Source organism: Bradyrhizobium sp. 154, from assembly GCF_023073875.1.
Lineage (GTDB): Bacteria > Pseudomonadota > Alphaproteobacteria > Rhizobiales > Xanthobacteraceae > Bradyrhizobium.
The window spans coordinates 1-3,258 of the sequence record NZ_JADPKG010000065.1; the positions used below are offsets into that span (position 1 = coordinate 1).

2 protein-coding genes are annotated in these 3,258 nt (G+C 66.8%); both read right to left on the reverse strand.

Features of this window, described 5'->3' with window-relative positions:
- Nucleotides 1-445, reverse strand: a 445-nt coding sequence (locus IVA92_RS17010) for a chemotaxis protein CheW (protein WP_247280640.1), incomplete at its 3' end; no start/stop codon positions are given.
- Nucleotides 446-466: 21 nt separating this feature from the next.
- Nucleotides 467-3,256, reverse strand: coding sequence for a hybrid sensor histidine kinase/response regulator (locus IVA92_RS17015; RefSeq protein ID WP_247534272.1), 2,790 nt, complete (start codon nt 3,254-3,256; stop codon nt 467-469).
- Nucleotides 3,257-3,258: the final 2 nt, after the last annotated feature.

The window sequence follows — 3,258 nt, forward strand, 5'->3', positions numbered from 1 at the left end:
CGAGCTCGAGGACGCGATCGACGTCGAGGACGACCATGAGCTGGCCGTCGAGGCGGTGGACGCCGCCGGCGAGCTTGGCCATGCGGGGGTCGAGGTTGACGGGGTTGTCTTCCTTGCCGTCCTCGGGCAGGCGCAGCACCTCGCCGATCTGGTCGATGAGCAGGCCGTAGGATTCGCCGCGCAGGTCGACGCCGACCGCCATCGGCACCTTGCCGTCTTCGGCCTTGGGCAGGCCGAGGCGGGCGCGCATGTCGACCACAGTGACGATGCGGCCGCGCAGGTTCAGCACGCCCGCGATCTCGCGCGAGGACAGCGGCACACGGGTGACGCGCTCGGGCATGAACACGTCCTGGACGCGGGAGATCGGCAGGCCGAACAGCTGGCCGCCGATCATCGCGGTGACGTATTCGACCATGGCGCCTTCGCTGGACTGGGTCTTGCTCATCGCTGGTCTCCTGATCCTGGGTTAGGCCGCCGCTGCCCGGCTCAGCTCGGAGGCGCCGGCGGCGCCCGCGGTCTGCTCCTTCAGCGCCGCGATCAGGCCGGGACGGTCGAACTTGGCGACATAGTCGTGGAAGCCGGCCTGCCGGCCGCGCTCGATCGCCGCCGGCGACACCAGCGCGGACAGGCCGATGATCGGCATCGCGCCCAGATTGCTGTCGGAGCGGATCACTTCGGCGAACTCGAACCCGTTCATGTCGGGCATCTCGATGTCGGTCAGCACCACGTCAAAGCTCTGGGCGCGCAGCGCGGCGAGGCCCTCCTGCGCGCCGCCCGCGGTGCGGACGCGGTAACCGGCGGCTTTGAGCACCGGCGCCAGCATGTTGCGGAAGAACGCGGAATCGTCGACCAGCAGCACCGACTGCGAATGCAGCGACGGCTTCATCTCCTTGCGGGTGAACCAGTCGGCAAACGCCATCGGCAGGAAGTGGCCGACGTCGATCACCTCGGTGGCCTGGCCCTTGATCACGGCCGAGCCGAGAATGCCCGAGGAGGAGCCGCCGACCTCGATATTGAGCCGTTCCTCGACGATGTCGATGATCTCGTCGACGACGAGGCCCATGGCGCGGCCGTCGTCGGCGAACACCAGGATCGGTTGGGCACCCTGGCTCGCAACGGTGACGCCCTCCATGGCGACCAGCGGCATCAGCTGCTCGCGGTACTGCACCATGTAGCGGCCGTTGCTGAACTCGATCTTGTCGGCGGGCAGCTCCTCGAGGCGGGTGACGAGCCCGAGCGGGACCGCCTTGGGCTGGGACGAGCCGGCGCGGAACACCAGCAGCGAGGTGGTCTGCTCGCCCGCGCCGATGTGATGCGCCCCGTTCTCGTCGGCCATGTCATGGGCCGAGGAGCCGGCGGCGCCGAGCGCCTTGGCAATGCCGTTGGGATCGATGATCATGATGACGGCGCCATCGCCCAAAATGGTGTTGCCCGAGAACATGTCGATGTGACGCAGCTTGGTCGACATCGGCTTGACCACGATCTCTTCGGTGTGGAACACGCCGTCGACGACGATGCCGAAGGTCTGGCTGCCGACTTGGGTGACCACGATAAAACCGTTCTCGGGATCGGAGGCGGCGCCGTCGTCGATCTTCAAGAGCTTCTTCAGATGGATCAGCGGCAGCAGCTTGTTGCGCAATCTGAGCACCGCGGTGTCCTTGATGCGCTCGATGCGGTGCTCGGAATTGGCGCGGGCGCGCACCAGCTCGACCACCGAGAGCTGCGGAATGGCAAAGCGGTCGCCGGCGGCCTCGACGATCAGGGCCGAGACGATCGCCAAGGTCAGCGGGATCTTGATGGTGACGGAGGAGCCTTCGCCGGCCACGCTCTTGATGTCGATGGTGCCGCCGATCTGGTCGATATTGGTGCGCACCACGTCCATGCCGACGCCGCGGCCGGAGACCGAGGTGATGGCGGCCGCGGTCGAGAAGCCCGGCGCGAAGATGAACTTGTGGATCTGGGCTTCGCTCATCTTCTCGAGCTCGGCCTCGGTGACCAGCCCGCCAGAGATCGCCTTGGCCTTGATCTTCTCGGTGTTGAGGCCGCGGCCGTTGTCGGCGATGCAGATGATGATGTGGCCGCCCTCGTGATAGGCCGACAGGCGAATGGTGCCCTGCTCGCCCTTGCCGGCCGCCAAGCGCTCGGCGGGGGTCTCGAGGCCATGATCGGCGGAGTTGCGCACCATATGGGTGAGCGGGTCCTTGATCAAATCGAGCACCTGACGGTCGAGCTCGGTGTCGGCGCCGTGCATCTCCAACTCGATCTGCTTGCCGAGTTCGCTCGAGAGGTCGCGGACGATGCGGGGCAGCTTCTGCCAGGCATTGCCGATCGGCTGCATGCGCGTCTTCATGACGCCCTCCTGCAGCTCGGCGGTGACGTTGGAGAGGCGCTGCAACGGCACCTTGAACTCGGTATCCTCGTTGCGGCGGGAGATCTCCAAAAGCTGGTTGCGGGTCAAGACCAGCTCGGAGACCATGGTCATCAAATGCTCCAGCGTATCCACGTTGACGCGGATCGACTGGTTGGCGATGCGGTCGCCTTCGGAGGCGCCCTCGTCGGCGAGCGACCTCTTCGGCGCCGGCTTGTCCTTGGCGGCGGGTTTTGCAGCGGCCGCAGGCGCCGGAGCCTCAAGCGCCGGCGCGGGCGCAGCCTTGACAATAGGCGCAAGCACCGGCGCTTCGATTGCGGTCTCGCGGAAGGCGCGCTCGAGCTCGTCGAGCGAGACTTCGCCCGGACGCAACGGACGCTCCAGGGTCTGCTCGATCAGCGCGCCGGTGGTCATCGCTTTGGCGGGCGCAGGCGCGGCGGCCGGGGCTTCCGGCACCAGCGGCGGGGCATCGGCGACGGGAGCTGCGCTGGCGCCTGCTGCCATGGCCGCCATGCCCTGCTCGACCATCGCTTCCAGCTTGTCGATCAGGTCGCGGTCGTTACCCTCCGGCTCGGCTTCGCTCGCCTCCAGCCCGGCCAGAATCTCCTTGATGCGGTCGATCGAGGACAGGATCACCGTCACCGCCTGCCCGGTCACCGGCATGCCGTCACGGAATTTGCCCATCAAGGTCTCGCCGGCGTGCGCCAGCGCTTCCAGCCGCGGCAGCCCGAGGAAGCCGCAGGTGCCCTTGATGGTGTGGACCAGGCGGAAGATGTTATCCAGGATCTTGGCGTTGTTCGGCTCCTGCTCGAACTTCACCAATTGATTGTCGACGGTGTCCAGGCTCTCGCTGGTCTCCGTCAAAAACTCCCGCAACAGATCATCCATGA